At 55.1% G+C, this 20533-nt stretch carries 21 protein-coding genes; 15 read left to right on the top strand and 6 right to left on the bottom strand.

Annotated features, from left to right (window positions below):
- Nucleotides 1-5 precede the first annotated feature (5 nt).
- The 5 genes from J0X12_RS04380 to J0X12_RS04400 all read left to right on the top strand — a co-directional run bounded on the left by J0X12_RS04380 (nucleotide 6) and on the right by J0X12_RS04400 (nucleotide 6667).
- On the top strand, nucleotides 6-518 hold the full coding sequence (locus tag J0X12_RS04380; protein ID WP_207042630.1) for a hypothetical protein: 513 nt from the start codon (nucleotides 6-8) through the stop codon (nucleotides 516-518).
- Nucleotides 515-2407 (top strand): ABC transporter ATP-binding protein, encoded by a 1893-nt coding sequence (locus J0X12_RS04385; protein WP_207042631.1) that lies wholly within the window; start codon nucleotides 515-517, stop codon nucleotides 2405-2407. Before J0X12_RS04380 ends, J0X12_RS04385 begins: the two co-directional genes overlap by 4 nt.
- The gene (locus tag J0X12_RS04390) at nucleotides 2404-4299 is read left to right on the top strand and encodes an ABC transporter substrate-binding protein (RefSeq protein ID WP_207042632.1); all 1896 of its coding nucleotides are present in this window, start codon (nucleotides 2404-2406) and stop codon (nucleotides 4297-4299) included. Before J0X12_RS04385 ends, J0X12_RS04390 begins: the two co-directional genes overlap by 4 nt.
- A gap of 158 nt (nucleotides 4300-4457) precedes the next feature.
- Nucleotides 4458-5486, top strand: coding sequence for an ABC transporter permease (locus J0X12_RS04395; RefSeq protein ID WP_207042633.1), 1029 nt, complete (start codon nucleotides 4458-4460; stop codon nucleotides 5484-5486).
- Nucleotides 5483-6667 (top strand): ABC transporter permease, encoded by a 1185-nt coding sequence (locus J0X12_RS04400; protein ID WP_207042634.1) that lies wholly within the window; start codon nucleotides 5483-5485, stop codon nucleotides 6665-6667. Before J0X12_RS04395 ends, J0X12_RS04400 begins: the two co-directional genes overlap by 4 nt.
- A 3-nt stretch (nucleotides 6668-6670) precedes the next feature.
- Here J0X12_RS04400 and J0X12_RS04405 read toward each other — a convergent pair whose 3' ends face one another.
- A complete protein-coding gene (locus tag J0X12_RS04405; RefSeq protein ID WP_207042635.1) occupies nucleotides 6671-8020 on the bottom strand; it encodes an adenylate/guanylate cyclase domain-containing protein in 1350 nt (449 codons plus the stop codon).
- A gap of 46 nt (nucleotides 8021-8066) precedes the next feature.
- The gene (locus J0X12_RS04410; protein ID WP_207042636.1) at nucleotides 8067-8918 is read right to left on the bottom strand and encodes a class I SAM-dependent methyltransferase; all 852 of its coding nucleotides are present in this window, start codon (nucleotides 8916-8918) and stop codon (nucleotides 8067-8069) included.
- A gap of 105 nt (nucleotides 8919-9023) precedes the next feature.
- Between J0X12_RS04410 and J0X12_RS04415 the strand changes: the two genes are divergently transcribed.
- Entirely contained in the window at nucleotides 9024-9779 is a 756-nt protein-coding gene (locus J0X12_RS04415) for an enoyl-CoA hydratase/isomerase family protein (RefSeq protein ID WP_207042637.1), read from the top strand.
- A 10-nt stretch (nucleotides 9780-9789) separates the two neighbouring features.
- Here J0X12_RS04415 and hslU read toward each other — a convergent pair whose 3' ends face one another.
- Entirely contained in the window at nucleotides 9790-11100 is a 1311-nt protein-coding gene (hslU, locus tag J0X12_RS04420) for an ATP-dependent protease ATPase subunit HslU (protein ID WP_207042639.1), read from the bottom strand.
- Nucleotides 11093-11653, bottom strand: coding sequence for an ATP-dependent protease subunit HslV (hslV, locus tag J0X12_RS04425; protein WP_237687944.1), 561 nt, complete (start codon nucleotides 11651-11653; stop codon nucleotides 11093-11095). Before hslV ends, hslU begins: the two co-directional genes overlap by 8 nt.
- A 174-nt stretch (nucleotides 11654-11827) precedes the next feature.
- On the opposite strand from hslV, the gene J0X12_RS04430 reads away from it, so the two are divergent.
- From J0X12_RS04430 to J0X12_RS04465, 8 genes are all read left to right on the top strand, one after another.
- Complete coding sequence (locus J0X12_RS04430; RefSeq protein WP_207042641.1) at nucleotides 11828-12094, top strand: hypothetical protein; 267 nt, start codon at nucleotides 11828-11830, stop codon at nucleotides 12092-12094.
- A gap of 109 nt (nucleotides 12095-12203) precedes the next feature.
- Entirely contained in the window at nucleotides 12204-12803 is a 600-nt protein-coding gene (gene hisB / locus J0X12_RS04435) for an imidazoleglycerol-phosphate dehydratase HisB (RefSeq protein WP_207042643.1), read from the top strand.
- Nucleotides 12804-12846: 43 nt separating this feature from the next.
- On the top strand, nucleotides 12847-13488 hold the full coding sequence (gene hisH / locus J0X12_RS04440; protein ID WP_207042645.1) for an imidazole glycerol phosphate synthase subunit HisH: 642 nt from the start codon (nucleotides 12847-12849) through the stop codon (nucleotides 13486-13488).
- Nucleotide 13489: 1 nt separating this feature from the next.
- The gene (locus J0X12_RS04445; protein ID WP_207042647.1) at nucleotides 13490-14062 is read left to right on the top strand and encodes a GNAT family N-acetyltransferase; all 573 of its coding nucleotides are present in this window, start codon (nucleotides 13490-13492) and stop codon (nucleotides 14060-14062) included.
- Nucleotides 14040-14774: a 1-(5-phosphoribosyl)-5-[(5-phosphoribosylamino)methylideneamino]imidazole-4-carboxamide isomerase gene (gene hisA / locus J0X12_RS04450; RefSeq protein ID WP_207042649.1), complete on the top strand. Its 735-nt coding sequence runs from the start codon at nucleotides 14040-14042 to the stop codon at nucleotides 14772-14774. Before J0X12_RS04445 ends, hisA begins: the two co-directional genes overlap by 23 nt.
- Nucleotides 14767-15540, top strand: a complete 774-nt coding sequence (gene hisF, locus J0X12_RS04455; protein WP_207042651.1) for an imidazole glycerol phosphate synthase subunit HisF — start codon at nucleotides 14767-14769, stop codon at nucleotides 15538-15540. Before hisA ends, hisF begins: the two co-directional genes overlap by 8 nt.
- Nucleotides 15537-15890, top strand: a complete 354-nt coding sequence (locus J0X12_RS04460) for a phosphoribosyl-ATP diphosphatase (RefSeq protein WP_207042653.1) — start codon at nucleotides 15537-15539, stop codon at nucleotides 15888-15890. The genes hisF and J0X12_RS04460 overlap by 4 nt, the downstream gene beginning before the upstream one ends.
- Nucleotides 15880-16257 carry a histidine triad nucleotide-binding protein gene (locus tag J0X12_RS04465; RefSeq protein WP_207042654.1) on the top strand — a complete coding sequence of 126 codons (378 nt, stop codon included), beginning with the start codon at nucleotides 15880-15882 and terminating at the stop codon, nucleotides 16255-16257. Before J0X12_RS04460 ends, J0X12_RS04465 begins: the two co-directional genes overlap by 11 nt.
- Here the strand turns inward: J0X12_RS04465 and J0X12_RS04470 are convergent, their stop codons facing one another.
- Together J0X12_RS04470 and J0X12_RS04475 are read right to left on the bottom strand one after the other, a co-directional pair.
- The gene (locus J0X12_RS04470; protein ID WP_207042655.1) at nucleotides 16258-17976 is read right to left on the bottom strand and encodes an adenylate/guanylate cyclase domain-containing protein; all 1719 of its coding nucleotides are present in this window, start codon (nucleotides 17974-17976) and stop codon (nucleotides 16258-16260) included.
- A gap of 16 nt (nucleotides 17977-17992) precedes the next feature.
- Entirely contained in the window at nucleotides 17993-18991 is a 999-nt protein-coding gene (locus tag J0X12_RS04475; RefSeq protein WP_207042656.1) for an adenosine kinase, read from the bottom strand.
- Nucleotides 18992-19089: 98 nt separating this feature from the next.
- Here J0X12_RS04475 and J0X12_RS04480 point away from each other — a divergent pair, with 98 nt between their 5' ends.
- Nucleotides 19090-20511: an amidase gene (locus J0X12_RS04480; protein ID WP_207042657.1), complete on the top strand. Its 1422-nt coding sequence runs from the start codon at nucleotides 19090-19092 to the stop codon at nucleotides 20509-20511.
- Nucleotides 20512-20533 lie beyond the last annotated feature (22 nt).

A 20533-nucleotide genomic window follows, 5' to 3' on the forward strand; every position in this document is an offset into this window, starting at 1 on the left:
TGCGGGTGTTTACATATCCTCTTCGAAGTCTTTTGGGCAGCTATCTGCGCGCCCTGTTTGGTGTGACGTTGACCCTTGTTCCGCTCTTGTTGTTAAATCCGATTTCTGTCATTGTTTATTTGTTGGTTTTTTTATTATGTGCGTTCGTTTGGTATGGTCTGCGCGCAATTCTCCGGCAATTCACCTGCTTTGAAGTGAGTGGTGCCGGTATTGTCATGTCCGGCCCGATAAGGCGTCACATAAAATGGGAGGAACTGGACGGATTCAACCTGAACTATTACTCGACACGGCGGGATCGGGAAGCGGGTTGGATGCATTTGAAGCTGAAAGGCGGGGGGGCAAGATTGAGTATCGATTCATCCATCAGCGGGTTTGAGGAGCTGGTAAGGCTGGTGTCGCAGGCGGCGGCTGAGAATGGCCTTGTTCCAGACAAGAATACGGCCAGAAACATGCAGGCCTTGGGAATTACCCGACCGGATCGCAGGCCTTCGGTAGCTTTTGGAACGGCGAACCAATGACGAATGTGCTGCTGGTCAGGGACCTCAAAGTTGAATTCCGGGTTCCGGAAGGGACGATCAAGGCGGTGGACGGCGTCAGCTTCCGGGTACCTGATGGCAAAACCGTTGCGCTGGTGGGGGAATCCGGCTCCGGTAAATCCGTGATCAGCCAGGCAATCATGTCAATCCTGCCGAAACCGGCACATATTACAAGCGGCGAAATTCTCTTCTTCGATCCGGAAAAACCCGGCGTATTTTATGATATCGCCAAACTGAAACCCGACAGCAAGGAAATGCGAAATATTCGCGGCGGCCGCATTTCCATAATCTTTCAGGAACCGATGACCTCTCTTTCGCCGCTGCATACCATCGGCGACCAGATTTCCGAGGCCCTTCATCTACACCACAAGAAAACAAAGCAGGATGGGGTAAAGGTAACCGTCGACATGCTGCGACTTGTGGGCTTTCCGGAGCCGGAGGAGGCGTTTCACACCTACCCGTTTGAACTTTCGGGGGGACTGCGCCAAAGGGCGATGATCGCGATGGCAATGATCTGCCATCCCGCACTCCTGATCGCGGATGAACCGACGACCGCTCTCGACGTCACGATTCAGGCGCAAATTCTCGACCTGATGCAAAATCTTCAAAAGCAGCTTGGTATGGCGATCCTGCTGATTACCCATGATCTTGGTGTTGTCGCCAGTATGGCCGACGAGATCGTCGTCATGTATCACGGCAAGGTTATGGAGCAGGGCACCCTTGAAGATATTTTCAAAAACCCGAGCCACCCGTATTTAAAAGCGCTCATGCATGCCATTCCCCGTTTCGACATGAAACCGGGAGAGCGCCTGACCCCAATTCGTGAAATCAAGCGCGACGCCAACAGTAAATTTCTTGAGCAGGCCAACCCGCGCCCGATCGCGACCGGAGATGAGAAACCAATTCTTGAGGTGCGCAACCTCACCAAGAAGTTTACAACGCGAAAATCCTCCCTTTTTGGGGCGAAGCCAGGGGGTGAGGTGCTGGCGGTGGATAATGTGAGCTTCTTTATCCAGCCCGGTGAATGCCTCGGCCTGGTGGGAGAGAGCGGATGCGGCAAGACGACCCTGTCCAAGCTTATCCTGCGGGCATTGACGGCGACAGCCGGGGAAGTAACCTATAACGACCGCGGGCGTGACATTGATGTTCTCGCTCTCTCGAGTGAAGAGCTTTTCGACTATCGCAACAAGGTCCAGTTTATTTTCCAGGATCCGTTCTCGTCCCTTAATCCGCGAATGACTGTATTCGACATCATTTCCGAACCGCTGATCATTCACAATGTCGGTACCGCGGCAGAACGCGAGGAAACGGTGAAGGAATTGATGACGCTGGTTGGGCTCGATTTCCGGTTCCTGCGCCGTTATCCGCATTCCTTTTCAGGCGGGCAGCGGCAGCGGATCGGTATTGCCCGGGCCCTTGCGCTGAAGCCGGATCTTCTGATCTGTGACGAGCCGGTCTCGGCGCTGGATGTCTCCATTCAGGCCCAGATCCTTAACCTGCTGAAGGATTTGCAGGCCGAGCTTGGTCTCACCTATCTATTTATCTCCCACAATCTGGCGGTGGTGGATTATATTGCCGACAGGATTGCCGTAATGTGCAAGGGGCGGCTTGTCGAAACCGCGCCGAAAGAGGCCCTGTTTAAAAACCCGGTGCATCCCTACACCAAGCGACTGTTGGCGGCGGTGCCGGAACCGGACCCCAATCATCGACTTAATTTCTCAAATCTGGTAGAGGAAAAGGCCTCCAATCCAGAGCTCTGGCCAGCCCCCTTTACCGCGGATTTGAATACGAGCCCAGTCATGATGGACATTGGGGGAGGGCATTTTGTCCGGGTCCACGAAAACACGGATCCGAAGGAGCTGCGGCTATGAAGCTATGGCGCAAAATTTCGCGGGGAGTAGCAATATCAACGTTGATTTGTGCGATCCCGGCTGGCGTTGTTCGCGCGGAAGTACCTTATTTTCAGCATTCAGTGGTTTCAGGCTTCCTGCCGCCGATGGAGAGCCGGCTCCCGAAAAATCCACTTGTTGTGACGCCCGGGAAGGATCAGGTGATCGGCCAATATGGCGGCAAGCTCAAGACATTGGTTGGTAGTCCCTCTGATGTGAAGCTGATGTTCGTAAATGGCTATGCCCGCCTTGTCGGCTATACGGAAGATTTCGAAATCAAACCCGATATTCTCGCGTCACTGGACGTGACCGACGGTCGAACTTTCGTCATGAAACTGCGGCAGGGACATAAATGGTCTGACGGCCATCCCTTTACATCGGAGGATTTTCGCTACTGGTGGGAAGACATTGCCAATAACCCGAAGCTTTTTCCAGCCGGACCACCTGCGGAACTATTGGTCAATGGTGAGTTACCTAAGGTCGAGTTTCCGGATCCGCTGACGGTTATTTATTCCTGGTCGGTTCCTAACCCTAATTTCCTCGCTAATCTTGCCAGCGCGGCGCCACTCCTTATTTATCGCCCCTCACATTACCTGAAAACCCATCATATCGACTATATTGACCGGTCGAAGTTGTCGCCGAAACAGAAGATCAAGCTCAAGTCCTGGGCGGCGAACCATAACCGTCTCGATAATCTTTATAAATTCGATAACCCGGAACTACCGACACTTCAGCCCTGGCGCAACACGACCCCCGCGCCGGCAAACCGGTTTGTGGGCAAGCGAAACCCCTATTTCCATCGGGTTGACCCGAATGGCCAGCAACTGCCCTATATCGATGAGCTGATCTACACGGTGTCGGAGGGCAAACTGATCCCGGCCAAGGCTGCGTCGGGGGATACTGACCTTCAGGCCAGAGGGCTACGTCTGCAGGACGCCACATTTTTGAAGGAAAATGAGACGCGCTCCAACTATAAAGTACTGCTCTGGGAAACGGCGCGCGGTTCCCATTTCACCTTATATCCAAACCTGAATAGTCAGGATCCGACCTGGCGCAAGCTGATGCGGGATGTCCGGTTCCGGCGGGCGCTCTCCCTTGCCATCAACCGCGAGGAAATTAACGATATCCTCTTTTTCGGTCTGGCAGTAGAGGGCAATAACGCGGTCCAGAAGCAAAGCCCGTTTTATACCGAAGACCTGCGCACCAAGTGGGCAACCTTCGATATTGACAAGGCCAACAGTCTGCTGGACGAGATGGGCCTGACGACACGCAATAATGATGGCACCAGAATGATGCCTAATGGCGAGCCGCTGGTCATTGTAATTGAAACCGCCGGTGAAGAGACGGAGCAGTCGGACATCCTGGAACTGATCAATGAGTCCTGGGAACAGATCGGTATCGAGGTGTTCACCAAACCGTCCCAGCGGGCAGTATTCCGGAACCGTATTTTTTCCGGGGAAACCGTGATGTCCGTGTGGTCCGGGTTTGAGGATGGCTTGCCGACTGCGCAATCCAGCCCGGCGGACCGGGCACCGACGAGCCAGACCAGTTATCAGTGGCCAAAATGGGGCCAGTATTTCGAAACGAAGGGCAAGTCAGGAGAACCTGTCGACCTGCCGGAAGCCCAGCAACTGTTCGATTTGTACAAAAGGTGGCTGGTCACAACGGATGATGATGAAAAAGCGGAAATTTGGCGGGAAATGCTGAATATCCACGTGGATCAGCAATTTACTATTGGTGTAATCGGGGCAATCTTGCAACCAATTGTCGTTTCCAACAAATTACGTAACGTACCCAGGGAGGGCATCTATAACTGGGACCCCGGGGCGCAGTTCGGTATTTATCATCCGGATCTGTTCTGGTTTGAAGATTAAGTGATCAAGGAGGTCGAGATTTTGGGGGGAGGCGACTTCGGTACAATCGCTGCATTTTTGAGAGCGCTGGTTGACGGCGTGCCACATTTCGGCGAACAATGCGAAAATGATACGGGGCAGTACCGATGAAAAATCGGTTCCTCTCAGGGCAGAGTTGAATGTTTACTTATTTCGTACACAGAGTGCTGATTATGATCCCCACCCTGCTGGTGATCAGTATTCTGACATTTGTCATCATCCAACTGCCACCGGGTGACTATCTCTCCAATCAGCTTGAAGAATTGCGGTCTCAGGGCGAATCCGCGTCAGCGATGGCGAAAATTGCCTTTTACCGGGAGCAATACGCCCTTGATAAATCGCCAATTGAGCAATATGCGCTCTGGATGGGATTCTGGCCTGGCCCGAACGGTTTTTCCGGCTTGATACAGGGAAACTGGGGCCAGTCCTTTGCTTATGACTTGCCTGTGAAGGAAGTGGTGGGTGACCGCCTTGGCCTCTCCTTCCTGATCAATTTCTCGACAATCCTCTTTATTTATGTTGTCGCGTTTCCCATCGGCGTTTACTCGGCGACCCGTCAGTATTCCATCGGGGACTACGGCTTTACCCTGATCGGTTATCTCGGTCTGGCGACGCCGAATTTCCTTCTGGCCATGGTGTTGCTCTACTATGCCAATGTCTATTTCGGGGTTTCCATTGGCGGATTGATGGACGACAAATATATCAATCAGCCCTGGAGCTTCGACAAGGCAATGTCGGTATTGGATCATATGATCGTGCCGGTGATCGTGATCGGCACGAGCGGAACGGCCTCCATGATCCGGCGCCTTCGTGCCAACCTTCTGGACGAGTTGCAGAAACAGTATGTAACGACGGCGAAGGCAAAGGGCGTCCCGAGATTAAAGGCATTGATCAAATACCCGATCCGGATGTCGCTCAACCCGTTTATTGCCGATATCGGTAATCTTCTCCCCGATGTGATTTCGGGCTCGGTGATCGTCAGCATGGTCCTGAGTCTACCAACGGTTGGCCCGCTCCTCTTGGAGGCCTTGCGCAACCAGGATCAGTATATGGCGGGGTCCCTCCTGATGTTTCTTGCACTGTTGACGGTGGTGGGCATGTTTATCTCCGATGTATTGCTCGCGGTTCTCGACCCCCGCATTCGATTGACCGGGGGGGCGACGAAATGACGGATACAACCGGACCGAACAAGGAACCGCCTCTCGAGCATTGGTACTCCCGCGAGCCATTCGATCCGCACTCGGTGGAGAAATTCACGCCCGAGCAGGAACGTTTCTACATGGCGTCGCAATGGCAGATGATGTGGTGGAAATTCCGTCGCCACCGGATTGCCGTGATCAGCGGCATCGTTCTGCTGCTTTTCTATATCTCCATCCTGATTTCGGAGTTTCTGGCGCCGTATGATCTGCAAACACGGCATACGAAGTATATTTTTGCGCCGCCGCAGTCTATTCACCTGTTTCATGAGGGCGAATTCGTCGGCCCCTTTGTGTATGGATACAAGCAGCGGCTTAATCGGGAAACGCTGAAGCGCGAGTATGAGGTGAACACCAGCAAGCCCTATCCCTTGCGCTTCTTCTGTGCCGGGGATGAGTATGAGTTCTGGAACCTGTTCAAGGCGAACCTGCATCTGGTCTGTCCGGATGACAAGAAACTGGCGTCCTTCTTCTGGCTAGGAACGGACCGGCTCGGGCGAGACATTCTCTCGCGCATTATATATGGCGCGCGCATATCACTCTCCATCGGGCTGATCGGTATCGCCATCAGCTTTACACTCGGAATCATTCTGGGCGGTATCTCAGGCTATTACGGTGGCTGGATCGACAATGTTATCCAGCGGACGATCGAACTGTTGAAATCCCTGCCACAGCTGCCCCTCTGGCTGGCTCTTTCGGCGGCGCTGCCGGTTACATGGTCGCCGATCCTCGTATTCTTCGGCCTGACGGTCATATTGGGGCTTCTTGACTGGCCGGGGCTTGCCCGTGCGGTCAGATCGAAATTCCTTTCGCTTCGGGAGGAGGATTTCTGCACGGCGGCACAGTTAATGGGGGCGAAGCCAAAGCGGATTATCGGGCGTCACCTGTTGCCGTCATTCGCCAGCCACCTGATCGCCAGCGCGAGCCTTGCCATCCCGAGCATGATTTTGGGGGAGACGGCCCTGTCGTTCCTTGGTCTCGGCCTCAGGCCGCCGATTACGTCTTGGGGTGTCTTGCTCAATGAAACGACCAATATCAATGCGGTGGCGACGACGCCCTGGCTGATCTATCCGGTGCTGCCGGTGATTATCGTGGTGCTGGCGTTCAACTTCCTTGGCGACGGGTTACGCGACGCGGCGGATCCATACAAGTAGGGTTCAGGGACGGAAGATTGCGAGGTCGACGGTGCCTTTGACCCCGTCAACATGTCGCCCCTCGCGAAGTTCCAGCTGCGCTTGCGGGGTATATCCCTGCGCCTTGGCAAGCTCCAGAGTGTCGCGCGTCGTGACGCCAGTGGCTTTTTCATCTTTCGCATGTTTGTCGAGTTTGGCGGCGAGATTGACCGGTTCCCCGATCACGGTGTATTCAAGTCGGCTGTTATCACCGACCGCGCCGAAAACGATTGCGCCAACGGCAGAGACAAAACGGACGGTCATAGCGGTCTTTCCCTCTGCTGTCCGATCCCTTGACCAATCGGCGGCTTCCTTGTTCAGGTCCTCCATTGCACGCAGACAATCGGCTGCGTAATGCGCCGTCGGGACCGCCGCGCCGAAAGTCGCGAGGATACCGTCACCGAGAAATTTGTCGATGGTGCCCCCATGCTTCTGGATTACGGGCACCATGCGGGACTGATACTCAGCCAGGAGCGAAATCACTTCATTTGCCGGTCGTTCCATTGAGAGCTTCGTAAATCCCTGCAAATCGCAATGCAGGATCGCCGCCTGCCGGCTTTCGCCGGTGCCGGGCTCGATCCAGCTTTCTGAATGGGTAATCTGTGCTGCGATTTCGGGCGAGAAGAAGCGCGATAAATCCTCTGCTGCCGTCGCCTGTGCCACCGAATGGATCAGCAGCCGACGTGCCCGCACAATTACAAGAGCGAGGATGAGCGTCACCACGAGAATGCTGATTACCTTGTCAAACTCGGCGCCGAGCAGAATCTTGTGGGACATAGTGAACTCGACATAGTTTCGCGTGATTTGCGCCATTCCCCCGTCAATCTGAACTGCATATCCAAGCAGGACAAGCCAGCCAATGGCCGCTGATGCGCCTGCCAGCAATACATAGGTTGCCTCGAACCGGAGGGCGCGAAGGGCGATGAAGATAAAGACATATAGAAGGGTTGGCGCCTTCAGGTAAAAGGACGGCGGTTGTTCATACTGGATATGAAAGCTCCAGATAAGGAACATCAGCAATGCCATGTCGGCGACCACCGAGAGAGCGATAAACCAGGCGGGCATCTTGCTGAAATAGGCGAGCAACAGGCGAAGGGCCGTGAACAGGCCATAAATCATCAAGGCATAGGGCACTGGCGCAAACATGGCGTCGGCCGCGAAGGTTTTTGGCGACAGGGCATAGAGGGTCGAGAATGTAACGACGATGAACACCTGTACCCAGGCGATCAGTATTTCCGACTGGGTTTGCTGCCGCGTAATGGCGTCCTGTACGCGGGCGGGGAGTTTCCCGTCGATTTCCTCACCGAGAATGGCTCTTTTTATGTTTCTCCACATTCCCACCATATGCGCCCATTTAAGGGAATTTAGAAAGCAAAAACCTTCATTTTTCTGTGATTGCCTGTTTTCTTAGCCAAAGACTTGTCTCAAAGGCGCCTTCAGGTAATGGCAGGTCCCCGACCGCGGATTGCGCCAGCCCTTCCTTCATACGGCTTGCCACATAGGCGCTCGAAAATATCAGCTCATATCCGCCACCTAGAAACAGGGGGGCGGTGATCTGCTGCTCATTATATCCGCGCCAATCCCAGCTGTCCGGGTAGTCATCTGGCAGGAAAATATCATGGATATGGATAAACACCCCTGCCGGCAGGGACGGTAGAATATCCAGAAACAGGCGGTCAACATCGCTGCCCGGCATGGCGATATGGCTGCTGTCGATGAACAGGATATCGCCCGGCGCAAGGTTGGCGAATGAGTCATTTTTCGCTTCGTGCAGCGTCTTGCGGATCACCTGAATAGGCAGCGTTTCAATGGCGGCGCGCGGGGCGGGGTCAATCGCGGTAAATTCCGTTGAAAGAGCCTCATCCTTGATCGCACGGGCCATAAAGCGTGTCGAATGCCCCGAACCCACCTCAACAATTCTTGCCGGTTTTTCCTCTCTCACCATTGCATAGGCAATCGCGGCATCCAGCCGGGGAAACCAGTCCTGCTCGAACCGGGGCTCAGGCGGCGGCAGTGTGCCAAAGCTCTCTAACCTGTCCTTGTAGGTGGTCAGATTTTCAAGGCGTTTGGCAAAATCTCGTTCCCGTTCGGCCATGAACCTTTCTATGGCGCGATAGCTCTTGCGCGCGGTCGCGTTTGGCAGGCTTGCCGCGTAGCGGTAGGGAATAAAAAAGCCCTCTTTCTTCAAGCCGAGGACGGTATTGAGGCCCATGCGCAGGCGACGCAGGTTCATGACAGGTCTTTCCGAAAATCAATTGTTTGATTATTTTGCATGGCGTGGCTGTGGCAATCTCTTTATGGTCGGCTCAACTCAAGAAAAGCAAAAAGGATACTGGTAATGGGCGCATCTTTTCATATCACTGTTGAAAATACCACTCTTACAGTGCGCCTTGATAATCCGGCGCAGCATAACAAATTGTCTCCCGCCACCATGAAGGCATTGCGTGAGGCGCTCACGGAGAAGGCGGAAGATAAATCACTGCGGGTGATGGTGCTGACGGGAACCGGAAAAAGCTTTTGTGCGGGCGCCGATCTTGGCGAACTTGGCCGCTATAATTTCGATGAAAATCCATTGGAGCAGCTAACCGATGTGGTCGAGCGGCTTCCCTTCCCGACGATCTGTGCGTTAAATGGCGGGGTTTATGGCGGTGGCGCCGATCTTGCGCTGTCCTGTGATTTCCGGATCGGGATCACGACCATGAGCTCCTTTATTCCGCCGGCGCGGATCGGCATTCACTATCCGCCTGCGGGTCTTGCGCGCGCGGTTGCCCGGCTTGGTCTCGGTCCGGCGAAACGTTTTTTCCTCGCCTGTGAAAAAATGTCGGCGGAGGAATTGAAGGCGATCGGGTTTCTCGACTATCTGGTCGCACCTGAGGAGCTGGAGGCGCGGACAGAAACCCTTGTGCAGGAGATTGCCGGTCTCGCGCCACTCAGCCTTCGCGGGATGAAGGAAACGCTCAATGATATCGCCCGCGGGGAACTGGATGTGGCGAAAGCTCGCAAGTTCCAGCTTGAATGCCTGCAATCAGATGATTTTACCGAAGGCAAGCAGGCTCTCGCGGAGAAGCGCCCCGCCAAGTTCAAGGGCGCTTGACCACATCAGCCTAGAGGATGAACTTGGAGAGATCCATATTCGTTGCCAGTTCACCAAGATGCTTCTCGACATATTCCTTGTCGATATCGACGACGGAACCGCCCTTGTCGGAGGCCTGAAAGCTGATTTCTTCCAGCACCCGTTCAAGTACCGTATGCAGGCGCCGTGCACCGATATTCTCCACGGCTGCGTTCACATCTGCTGAGATTGCGGCAATGGCCTCGATGGCGTCATCAGTGAAGTTCAGTTGGACTTCCTCTGTTCCCATCAGGGCGACATACTGCTTGATCAGGCTTGCTTCCGGCTCGGTCAGGATGCGCTTGAAATCATCCTTGGTCAGGGCTCTCAGCTCTACCCGGATCGGCAGGCGGCCCTGAAGCTCCGGCAGCAGGTCTGACGGTTTGGCGATATGAAAGGCGCCGGACGCGATAAACAGGATATGATCCGTGCGGACCGTGCCATATTTTGTGCTGACGATCGTGCCCTCGATCAGTGGCAGCAAGTCACGCTGCACGCCTTCGCGGCTGATGTCCGCACCCTGACGGTCGCTGCGGGCGCAAATCTTGTCGATCTCATCAAGGAAGACGATGCCGTTGTTCTCGACGAGCTTGATCGCGTCGCGTACGACGGCATCTTCATCGAGCAGCTTGTCGCTTTCTTCATTGATCAGGATTTTATGGCTGTCCTTGACCTGCATTTTGCGGGGTTTCGTCCGCTGTCCACCGAGCTTGCCGAGCATGTCGTTGAGATTGAGCATTCCCATCTGGGCGCCCGGCATGCCAGGAATATCGAAGGTGGGGAGTCCGGAGCCGCCAGTATCGAGCAGTTCGAGCTCGATTTCCTTCTCGTCCAATTCGCCCTCGCGTAGCATTTTGCGGAATTTCTGCCGCGTGTCCGGGGAGGCCTTGGGGCCGACAAGCGCATCCAGAACCCGCTCTTCCGCGGCAAGTTCAGCCTTGGCAATGACCTGTTGGCGCTGATCCTCCCGCACCATGTTGAGGGCAATTTCCATCAGGTCGCGAACGATCTGTTCGACATCGCGGCCGACATACCCGACCTCGGTAAACTTTGTCGCTTCGACTTTCAGGAACGGCGCATGGGCCAGCTTGGCGAGGCGGCGGGAGATTTCGGTTTTGCCAACGCCGGTTGGTCCGATCATCAGGATATTTTTCGGCAGCACCTCTTCGCGCATGTCCTCGGGTAGCTGTTGTCGCCGCCAGCGGTTACGCAGGGCAATGGCGACGGATTTCTTGGCGTCCGATTGACCGATGATGAAGCGGTCCAGTTCGTAAACGATTTCCCGTGGGGATAAACTAGTCATTCTTACCGATACTTTCGATGATCACACTTTCGTTTGTATAGACACAGATCTGGGCGGCGATAGACATGGCTTTCTGGGCAATGTCTTTCGCTTCCATATCGTCGCGGTCGATCAGGGTCCGCGCTGCGGCCAACGCATAGTTGCCGCCCGATCCAATGGCAATGATTCCGTCTTCCGGCTCCAGTACGTCGCCGGTGCCGGTCAGGATCAGGGAAACATCCTTGTTGGCAACGGCCATCATGGCTTCCAGCCGGCGGAGATATTTATCTGTCCGCCAATCCTTTGCCAGCTCTACGCAAGCGCGGGTCAGGTTGCCCGGATGTTGCTCCAGCTTGCCCTCCAGCCGCTCAAACAGGGTGAAGGCATCGGCCGTGGCCCCGGCGAATCCGACGATGACATCATTATGTGTACCAATTCGGCGTACCTTGCGGGCATTGGATTTGATTACCGTCTGGCCAAGTGACACCTGACCGTCTCCGGCAACCACCACGGTTCCGTTCTTGCGCACGGACAATATTGTCGTACCGTGCCAGCTTTCGATTTTTTCGGACATAAGGACTCTTCATTTTTTAAACTTGCCCTGACGATGTAACTATTTTGCCGCACGGGTCAAGGTGCAAAGGGCTTTGTCCTTGAGTATCCATGTATTTTTGCCAGTACCACCCTTCACAATCGGGCAGGTGAAGCGTCTTTCCCCAGATAAGGACGCCCAACTCAGGAGAGAGTGATGGAAACTGAAATAGACGCAAATGATGACGCTGCCGAACGCGCCTCGAACCTTCGCGCGATATTCGAGATATTGAGCTATATTCATGCAGACGCCTTGAAAGACAATTACAAGGAACTCGCCGACCGCATCGAGTTTGCCCTAAATCTCGCAGAAGAAGTCATCAAAAGCGGCGGAAAATCCGTATCGACCCCAGGACCGCAGTCAACCGACCAGATCGGAACAGCGGCTGTGGCATCGACCTCCAGTGAGGACGTCGGCCTGTAACGCGGACTTTTGCACTTGCCGTTGTCTCTAAGGCTTGGTTTTCGGCACCGTACCTGCTATATCCTCGCCAGTATTCGCGCGGTAAAGAGCCCGGCTGGAAGGATAGTTCATGCGTGTAGGAACGGTAAAGCGAAAGACGAAAGAAACCAATATCGAGGTTGAAATCAACCTTGATGGCACGGGTATCTATGATGTCAAGACAGGTATCGGCTTTCTCGATCATATGATGGAACAGCTATCACGCCATAGCCTGATGGACCTGAAAGTGCGCGCGGACGGCGATTTGCACATTGATTTTCACCATACAACCGAAGATACAGGCATCGCCATCGGTGAGGCCTTTGCCCAGGCGCTCGGCGACCTGAAGGGTATCCGGCGCTATGCGGAGGCGCATATTCCGATGGATGAGACCTTGACGCGGGTGGCGCTTGATATCTCGAACCGCCCTTATCTGATCTGGAAGGTGGATTTCAGCCGCGATAAACTGGGGGAAATGGATACGGAACTCTTCAAGGAATGGTTCCAGGCGTTTGCCCAGGCGGCCGGCATCACCCTTCATGTGGAAAATCTCTATGGCACGAACAACCACCATATCGTGGAGAGTTGTTTCAAGGCACTGGCGCGGTCATTACGCGACGCCATAGAAATAGATCCGCGCCGCGCAGACGCCATTCCCTCTACCAAGGGTGTCCTCGGCGGAAGCCTCTAGTTTCGAACCGCCGCGTCATTACGCGGAAGAAATTGTACCGGATATGGAAACAGTAATCATTGACTATGGCTCGGGGAACCTCCGCTCGGCCGCGAAAGCGTTTGAGCGTGCCTGCCGTGAGAATAATCTTTCCATGAAGATCAATGTCACCAGTGATGCGGCAGAGGTGGCCGCCGCTGACCGGATTGTCCTACCGGGTGTCGGCGCGTTCCGGGCCTGCAAGAACGGCCTGCTCGCTGTGGATGGGATGGTTGAGGCCCTGCAGGAAGCTGTCATTGAGAAAGGGCGACCCTTTTTCGGTATCTGCGTCGGAATGCAGTTGATGGCGAGCCGGGGAATCGAGCATGGCACGACAGAGGGGCTTGGCTGGATCAAGGGGGATGTTGTAAAATTAACGCCCAATGATCCGGAGCTGAAAATCCCGCACATGGGCTGGAACGAGTTGCAGATTGATGCTGCTCATCCGCTCTTTAATGGGATCAAAAGCGGCCAGCATGCCTATTTTGTGCATAGTTATCATCTGGCGGCACTTGAACCGGATCAGGTTCTGGCAACGGTGGATTATGCGAGCCCGGTCACGGCGATTGTCGGACGGGACAATATGATCGGCACGCAGTTTCATCCGGAAAAGAGCCAGGAGACCGGCCTTAGGCTGATCGCGAATTTTTTAAGATGGAATCCGTAACATGGTGGACAAGACCAGACATATTCAACAGCCCGTTATCGAGGCGATCAAGGAATTCGATCCGGCCGATCTTGACGATCTTTGCGAAGCGGCAGAAGAAGCCATTCTCGATGGAAATGGGTTTGGCTGGCTGACGCCGCCACGCCGCTCGGTACAGGAGAATTTCTGGAAAGGCGTGTTGATGGTCCCGGTTCGGGAACTTTATTGTGCGCGCTTTGAAGGACGGATCGTTGGTTCCGGCCAGCTTGTTAAACCTTTTCCCAACAATGAGGCCGGCGCCCATATCGCTCAGGTTGCAACTTTCTTTATCGCACCTTACGCCCGCGGTTACGGCCTTGCCATCGGCCTGCTGGCGGTAATCGAGAACAGTGCACGAGAACAGGGCTTCAAAATCCTGGAAGTGGACGTGCGCGAAACGCAGACGGCGGCCATTTCGCTACTTGAAGCAAACGGCTATGACAAATGGGCAACCAAGACTAACTATGCCTGGAACGGGGAGCGGTATGTCGATGGGTATTACTATAAGAAAGAACTGGCGGAGCTAAAACGCGATGAATCTCTATCCGGCAATTGACCTGAAAGACGGTAACTGCGTCCGCCTGATTCGCGGCGAAATGGAAGCGGCGACGGTCTTTAATACCGATCCTGCTGATCAGGCGCGAGCTTTCAAGAACGCAGGCTTCGAACGGCTGCATCTTGTTGACCTGAATGGCGCGTTTGAAGGCAAGCCGGTGAATGCAGAGGCCGTGGAAAAAATTCTGGCGGCGACTGACGTGCCCGCGCAGCTTGGCGGAGGAATTCGTGATCTTGCCACCATTGCCATGTGGCTTGAAAAGGGCTTGAGCCGGGTTATTCTTGGGACCGTTGCGCTCCGGAATCCGGAGCTGGTGAAGGAAGCCTGCAGGGAATTTCCAGGGGCTATCGCCGTCGGGATTGATGCCCGGGGTGGCATGGTCGCTGTCGAAGGCTGGGCGGAGACAAGCGAGACCTCGGCCCTTGATCTCGCCCGCAAGTTTGAAGATGCGGGTGTTGAAGCGATTATCTACACGGATATCGACCGCGACGGCGCATTGCAAGGCGTGAATGTCGAGGCAACCCGCGATCTTGCCGCGGCGATTTCGATTCCGGTGATTGCCTCTGGCGGCGTTGCCTCGATCGTCGATATCGAGAACCTTCTGGCGGTACAAGAAAGCGGAATCGAGGGCGTGATTATCGGCCGCGCGCTTTATGACGGACGGATTGATCCGGCCGCGGCGCTTGACCTCGTGAGGCGCCAAAATGCTTAAGGCGCGGGTCATTCCCTGCCTCGACGTCAAGGATGGGCGAGTCGTCAAGGGTGTCAATTTCGTCGACCTGATCGATGCTGGCGATCCGGTGGAGCAGGCACGCGTTTATGACGCACAAGGCGCGGATGAGCTTTGTTTCCTTGATATCACAGCAACCTCGGACAACCGTGACACCATCTATGACGTCGTGCGACGGACGGCGGAACAATGCTTTATGCCATTGACCGTCGGCGGCGGCGTTCGACAGGTAGAGGACGTGCGCAAACTGCTGCTGGCCGGCGCGGACAAAGTGTCGATCAACAGCGCCGCGGTCAAGCGGCCGGACTTCGTGCGGGAGGCGGCGGAACAGTTCGGCAGCCAATGCATTGTCGTTGCCATTGACGCCAAGCAGACCGGCCCGGACAAGTTCGAGATATTCACCCATGGTGGCCGCGAACCAACCGGGATTGATGCTGTAGAATGGGCAAGAAGAATGACCGACTACGGCGCTGGCGAAATCCTGCTGACCTCCATGGACCGGGACGGCACGCGGTCGGGCTTTAATATTCCACTGACGCGTGCGGTGGCCGACGCCATTCCGGTGCCGGTCATAGCATCGGGGGGTGTGGGCACTCTCGATCATCTGGCGGAGGGTATTCGCGATGGTCATGCGACGGCAGTGCTCGCAGCCTCAATCTTTCATTTTGGCGAGTTTACAATTAAACAGGCGAAAGAGGCGATGCGCGACGCCGGCATTGCGGTTCGCCTGACAGAGGACGCGGCATGAGTGAGAAAGAAGGAACCGGCCTGGACAGGCTATATGCAACGGTGGCGGCACGCAGGGGCGGCGATCCAGAGCAATCCTATACCGCCAGGCTCTACACAAAAGGGAGCGCCAAGATCGCGCAGAAAGTGGGCGAGGAAGCGGTTGAGCTTGCCATTGCTGCCGCGCTTGAAGACCGCGATGAAATTATTTCCGAGAGCGCAGACCTCCTTTATCATTTAAGTGTTCTGTGGGCCAATGCGGATATTGACCCCGCCGATATCTATGCCAAATTAGAGGCCCGTGAAGGTCAGTCGGGCCTGGCAGAGAAGGCGGCGCGAAATAATGAGGGAGAAAAGAACAATGGCGTATGATAACGACAACGTATTTGCCAAAATCCTGAGAGGCGAATTACCAAATACCACCGTTTATGAGGATGAAAGCGTTCTCGCGTTCAACGATATCTCCCCAAGGACACCGATTCACGTGCTGGTTATCCCAAAACGCCCCTACATCGACATGGATGATTTCGTTATCAACGGATCTCCGGAAGAGGTTAGCAATTTTTTCGCAAAAGTTGTCGAGATTACGCACCAGCTCGGGCTTCGCGAAGACGGATATCGCCTGGTGGCCAACACGGGAAAGAATTCCGGCCAGCTGGTGCCGCATTTCCATATTCACATCATGTCCGGCAAGCCACTCGGTGAGGCGGGAATGACTGAAGGAATGACGGGCGACTGATCAGACCGTGAAATACGGGAGGCGGCGGGCGTTTTTTACAATGTAAATGCCGAGTGGTTCAACCCGACCGCGGATGTCCACGCTTTCATGTTGAAGTTCTGAAAAATCCTCCGCCACAAGATTTGCCACCTTGTCCGAGAAAATAAGCTGGCTGGAATATTCCTTGGTAAGTGCTTCAAGGCGGCTTGCCGTGTTAACTGGGTCGCCGATTGCCGTGACTGAAGTGGCGCTGCCATAACCCATCTGACCGACAATGACCTGCCCGACATGGATGCCAATCCCGATTTTTAGGGGGGCCGGTAGATCCAGTTTGAGGTTCTGGTTCATGATCTCAAGCTCTTCGGCCATTGACCGTGCGGCATTTAAGGCCATGCGACTAGCAGTCTTGCTGTTTTCGTTGAGGCCGAAGAGCGCCATGACGCCATCCCCAATGAATTTATCCAGATGCCCGCCATTTTGCTCGATCGCCTCGCCCATATGGCGGAAATACTGGTTGATTACGAACACCACATCATAAGGCAGCTTCTGTTCAGAGAATTTGGTGAAAGCCCGTAAATCAGCAAACAGGATTGCGATCTCCCTCTCCTGTCCCTGGAGATAGGCGGGTTGGTTGAAGGCTTGGCGTACGGTTGCGGTGGCCGGCAGCAGCGGGATAACAGATATATCCCCGCTCGGAATGCTCTGGCAGGCGAGGCGGGTTCCCTCCGGGGCGCCCACGCGGCGAAGCACAGCAATTTCCTTGTCGCTTGGCGGGTTTAGTTTATCCCAACCCTCCGTGATGCGGACGCGACAAGTGGAGCAACGTCCACGTCCGCCGCAAACCGACGCGTGTGGAATATTGCCAAGTTGGCTTGCCTCAAGGATTGAAAGACCAGGGGCGGCCAGAACGACTTTCTCTTCGGGGTAGGAAATGACATTAACCTTCCGTCGGCGATAGCGGATAGTCCAGTAGACCCGACTGATGACTAACAGGCCAAGAGCCGCAAACATCACTTGAAATCCGATATCCCGGGTCGAATACGCCCATCCAATAAGGTCGGGGGGAAGATTGAGGCGGGCAAAAAACGCGTCTCGCCATTCTGTATCGGCGAATAGCCGTTCTGCCTCGTTTGCGCCGTTGATGAATCCGCTTAACGAGAGAACCGGCAGTATCAGCGCAAGACTATAAAGGACAGGTAGTATTTTTCCATACCAGGGCTTTAGTCGGAGCCAGAAATGCACACCCAGACATCCGTGAACCCAGGCGATAATCAGCGCGACGCTTTGCAGCAGCGCCTGGATCGGGGTCGCTATCCACAGGCTGAACAGCACATAGCTATAGCTGTCTTCGATGCCATATACTTCATGGGCGACCCGTGTGCCGATGATATGCAGGACCAGCAGCGGCGGAATCAAAAGTCCGAGGATTATCTGAAATATATCCCTGCCAGCCAGGCGTCGGTACGAGCGATGCCGAAGAAGCTTGTAGAATACCAGGGCAATGTGAAGGATGATGGCGCCGAGCAATAATATGGTGCCGGGAACGCTGCGCCAGAAGGCTAGGAATATATCCCGGCCCACCTCCATCGCATTCAGCGAGATAAGCCCTAAGGCATGATTGAGAAGATGACCGGTTAGGAAGATCATCAGCACAAGGCCGCTTGCCAGCCGAATCCGATCCGGCCGAAGGGCCATTCGGAACGATAGTGCGAAACGTTTCAGGCCCTTTGCTGTTTTCATTCGGTATGCCTTTGTTTTAAACGGCTGCCAATTTCTGTTGTAGAAGCTCCTTCAAATCCGTTGTCGGCCGGGCGCCGTAATGGCTGATCACTTCTGCCGCCGCCATGGCGCCTATCCGTCCGCTCATCGCGAGGTCGTGGCCATTGGTAAAGCCGTAGAGGAAACCGGCCGCAAAAAGATCGCCCGCGCCAGTGGTGTCGACAACCTCAATATCGGTATCCGCCGGGATGGCATGGACTTCCGACCCTTGAACGATGACGGAGCCTTTTTCACTGCGGGTAAGGCAGGCAATCTCCACCTGTCCACGCACGGTATCTAGCGCGTCGTCAAAACTCTGCGTTTCATAGAGGGATTTAATTTCATCCTCATTGGCAAAGAGAATATCGACCCCTTCCTTGATAAACTCCTGAAATTCCGTGCGGTAGCGATCGACGCAGAAGCTGTCAGAGAGGGTAAGCGAGACCCGCTGTCCCGCGGCATGTGCAATTTCCGCCGCTTTGCGAAACGCCTGCTTGCCATTTTCGGGATCCCACAGATAGCCTTCCATATAGGTGACTTTGGAGGCAGCGATGATCTCCGGGTCAATGTCTTCCGGCCCAAGCTCGATACAGGCGCCGAGATAGGTGTTCATTGTGCGGTGCGCGTCCGGTGTCACGAGAATGAGGCTGCGGGCTGTTGCCGCGCCGTTCGTTGATTTCGTGGTTTCGAATGTGACGCCGGCGGCGCGGATGTCATGGGTGAAAATGTCCCCGAGCTGGTCATTGCGGACCTTGCCGATATAGGCACATTTTCCGCCAAGAGAGGCCACACCCGCGGCCGTATTGCCTGCCGACCCGCCGGACATCTCGATCGCTGACTGCATCTTCGCATACAGCTCCTCGGCACGCGCCATATCGATCAGGTTCATGGAATTCTTGGTCAGGTTTTCCGCTGCCAGAAAGGCATCGTCCGCTTTACTGATCACATCGACAATGGCATTGCCAATACAGGTTGTGTCAAACATCCGCTTCGTCATAATATTCTCGCTCGTTACTCCGGCATCGGGCGAGTATAGTCGCTCGGCCCGCCGGGGCAAGAAAGCTTTGCGTCGTAGTGTGATTTATGGGGATATGGATGTCGGATCTAGTAAAAATGACCGCAACGGAGGTTGTCGGCCTCCTGAAAGAGGGAAAAGTCTCGCCGGGTGAACTTCTGGACGCGTCCGAGGCGCGGATCAAGGAAACGGACGAAGCGGTCAATGCGATGCCGACATTGTGCTTCGATCGCGCGCGCGCCCATGCGGCCCGCCTGGAAAAGGAAAGTGTCGCCGATCGCCCGAATATGCATCTGCATGGCCTGCCGGTCGCCATCAAGGACCTGACCCCGGTCAAGGATGTGCGGTTCACCTCCGGCTCTCCTATATTCGCGGACCGATTTGCCGACTATTCCGATGTGATGGTCGAGCGGCTGGAAGAGCGGGGCGGCCTCGTCGTCGGTAAATCAAACACGCCGGAATTCGGTGCGGGGGGCCAGACTTTCAACGAGGTTTTCGGAACAACGACCAACCCGTGGAATACGGACCTGACGCCGGGTGGATCCTCGGGTGGTGCCGCTGTCGCGCTCGCCACGGGCCAGGTTTGGCTTGCTCAGGGCAGTGATTTGGGGGGTAGCCTTCGCACTCCTGCGAGCTTTACCGGCATTGTCGGTCTTCGGCCTTCTCCGAAACGGGTGGCCCACGGCCCGCTTCGCCTGCCATTCTCGACTTATTCCGTGGAAGGACCAATGGGTCGCAACGTGCCCGATACAGCCTTGCTGCTGGACATGATGTCGGGTGCGCATACGCTGGATCCCAGTAGCTTGCCGGCACCGGAAGTGTCCTACGTCGACAGCCTGAAAAGCATCCCGAAATTCGGTCGTGTCGCGTACAGCCCCGACCTCGGCCAATGCCCTGTCGATCCGGAGGTTGCCGAGATATGCGCGAAGGCGGCGGCGGATTTTATTCGCTATTGCGACGGTGTTGATGAGGCCTGCCCCGACCTTCATGACGCAGAGGAAATTTTTCAGATTCTCCGTGCACAGATTTTTATCGCCAATCACGCGCCGCTTCTTGCAGAACATCGTGACAAGCTCAAGCCGGAAGTTATCTGGAATATCGAGAAAGGCGCGAAGCTTAATGCGGACGACATTGGCGCGGCACAGCGGGCGCAGGGCGATCTTTACCAGCGGGTTGTTAAATTTTTCTCCGAGTATGACTTTTTGCTCACGCCGACTTCCATCGTTCCCGCCTTTCCTCACAATATGCGGTATGTTGAGGAAGTAAACGGGGTGAAGTTCGACAATTACATGTCTTGGCTGGCGCTTCCTTCCATGATCACCGTGACCAATTGTCCGGCCATATCGATTCCTTGCGGGTTCACAAAAAGTGGCCTGCCCGTCGGGTTGCAGATCGTGGGGCCTAATGCGCGCGAAGACCGCGTGCTTCAGGCAGCCTATGCGTTTGAGCGCGACCATGACTATGCAGCGCGGGTGCCGATTGATCCGATTACACCGTCATAAACCCTAAAAATCTTGCACAGGA

Source organism: Sneathiella sedimenti, from assembly GCF_017313765.1.
Taxonomy (GTDB): domain Bacteria; phylum Pseudomonadota; class Alphaproteobacteria; order Sneathiellales; family Sneathiellaceae; genus Sneathiella; species Sneathiella sedimenti.

What these genes read in the sequence shown, in the direction of transcription:
- J0X12_RS04445 (WP_207042647.1), top strand. Translation starts at nt 13,490, where the DNA reads ATGGTGGACAAGACCAGACATATTCAACAGCCCGTTATCGAGGCGATC.
- J0X12_RS04480 (WP_207042657.1), top strand. Translation starts at nt 19,090, where the DNA reads ATGTCGGATCTAGTAAAAATGACCGCAACGGAGGTTGTCGGCCTCCTG.
- J0X12_RS04395 (WP_207042633.1), top strand. Translation starts at nt 4,458, where the DNA reads ATGTTTACTTATTTCGTACACAGAGTGCTGATTATGATCCCCACCCTG.
- J0X12_RS04465 (WP_207042654.1), top strand. Translation starts at nt 15,880, where the DNA reads ATGGCGTATGATAACGACAACGTATTTGCCAAAATCCTGAGAGGCGAA.
- J0X12_RS04470 (WP_207042655.1), bottom strand. Translation starts at nt 17,976, where the DNA reads ATGAAAACAGCAAAGGGCCTGAAACGTTTCGCACTATCGTTCCGAATG.
- hslV (WP_237687944.1), bottom strand. Translation starts at nt 11,653, where the DNA reads ATGTCCGAAAAAATCGAAAGCTGGCACGGTACGACAATATTGTCCGTG.
- hisF (WP_207042651.1), top strand. Translation starts at nt 14,767, where the DNA reads ATGCTTAAGGCGCGGGTCATTCCCTGCCTCGACGTCAAGGATGGGCGA.
- J0X12_RS04430 (WP_207042641.1), top strand. Translation starts at nt 11,828, where the DNA reads ATGGAAACTGAAATAGACGCAAATGATGACGCTGCCGAACGCGCCTCG.
- hisB (WP_207042643.1), top strand. Translation starts at nt 12,204, where the DNA reads ATGCGTGTAGGAACGGTAAAGCGAAAGACGAAAGAAACCAATATCGAG.
- J0X12_RS04460 (WP_207042653.1), top strand. Translation starts at nt 15,537, where the DNA reads ATGAGTGAGAAAGAAGGAACCGGCCTGGACAGGCTATATGCAACGGTG.
- J0X12_RS04415 (WP_207042637.1), top strand. Translation starts at nt 9,024, where the DNA reads ATGGGCGCATCTTTTCATATCACTGTTGAAAATACCACTCTTACAGTG.
- J0X12_RS04390 (WP_207042632.1), top strand. Translation starts at nt 2,404, where the DNA reads ATGAAGCTATGGCGCAAAATTTCGCGGGGAGTAGCAATATCAACGTTG.
- J0X12_RS04400 (WP_207042634.1), top strand. Translation starts at nt 5,483, where the DNA reads ATGACGGATACAACCGGACCGAACAAGGAACCGCCTCTCGAGCATTGG.
- J0X12_RS04410 (WP_207042636.1), bottom strand. Translation starts at nt 8,918, where the DNA reads ATGAACCTGCGTCGCCTGCGCATGGGCCTCAATACCGTCCTCGGCTTG.
- J0X12_RS04405 (WP_207042635.1), bottom strand. Translation starts at nt 8,020, where the DNA reads ATGTGGAGAAACATAAAAAGAGCCATTCTCGGTGAGGAAATCGACGGG.
- hslU (WP_207042639.1), bottom strand. Translation starts at nt 11,100, where the DNA reads ATGACTAGTTTATCCCCACGGGAAATCGTTTACGAACTGGACCGCTTC.
- hisH (WP_207042645.1), top strand. Translation starts at nt 12,847, where the DNA reads ATGGAAACAGTAATCATTGACTATGGCTCGGGGAACCTCCGCTCGGCC.
- J0X12_RS04385 (WP_207042631.1), top strand. Translation starts at nt 515, where the DNA reads ATGACGAATGTGCTGCTGGTCAGGGACCTCAAAGTTGAATTCCGGGTT.
- hisA (WP_207042649.1), top strand. Translation starts at nt 14,040, where the DNA reads ATGAATCTCTATCCGGCAATTGACCTGAAAGACGGTAACTGCGTCCGC.
- J0X12_RS04475 (WP_207042656.1), bottom strand. Translation starts at nt 18,991, where the DNA reads ATGACGAAGCGGATGTTTGACACAACCTGTATTGGCAATGCCATTGTC.